The sequence below is a fragment of the Streptomyces sp. SID12501 genome, from assembly GCF_010550245.1.
GTDB lineage: Bacteria > Actinomycetota > Actinomycetes > Streptomycetales > Streptomycetaceae > Streptomyces.
On sequence record NZ_JAAGLU010000195.1, the window covers coordinates 1 to 711 of the forward strand.

General features: G+C 75.1%; 1 protein-coding gene. It reads left to right on the plus strand.

Features of this window, described 5'->3' with window-relative positions; genetic code table 11:
* Positions 1–533: OsmC family protein (locus tag G3I71_RS45190; RefSeq protein WP_203733022.1), on the plus strand; the 533-nt coding region annotated here is incomplete at its 5' end.
* Positions 534–711 lie beyond the last annotated feature (178 nt).

A 711-nucleotide genomic window follows, 5' to 3' on the forward strand; every position in this document is an offset into this window, starting at 1 on the left:
TGGGACCGGGGCTGGATCTGACGCCGTCCGGGACGGGGCTGGACCCGGCGGCAGGAGCGGCAGGACACTCGGGACCGGGCGCCGTCACGACGGAGGGCAACGTTGTGGAGTACACCGCCAGCGTCAGGAGCACGGCCGACGCGCACGAGGTGCACGTCGGGACCGGCGGCCGGGCGCGCCCGCTCGACGTCCCCGGCCGTGACGGAGCGCCCGGCTCGGCCGTGAGCGGAGGGGAGCTGCTGTTCCTCGCTCTCGCGACCTGCTTCACCAACGACGTCCACCGCGAGGCGGCCGCGCGATCCGTGCCGGTCGACGGGGTCGACGTCGAGGTGAGGGGGCGGTTCGACGCCCCCGGCGCGACGGCACACGACGTCGTCTACCGCGTGATCGTCACGTCACCTGCACCGGAGGCCGTGGTGCGGGACCTCGTGGCGCACGTCGACGCGATCGCCGAGGTGCACGGCTCGCTGCGCGCCGGGACGCCCGTGACGCTCACGGACGTGCGGGTCGAGCGGTCGGCGACGCCCGCCTGAGGTCGTCCCGGCGTCGTGCGCGGGTGCTCGCCGCCACGCGACGGCGAGGACGGCCGCGGGTGCGACGATCACGTCATGGAAAGCGCAGGCACCCAGGACGTCACCGGGCAGACCCTCGACGGGGGCAACGTCAACGCGGTCGTGCGGGTCGGTGACACCGTCCGACGCTCGGCCGGCC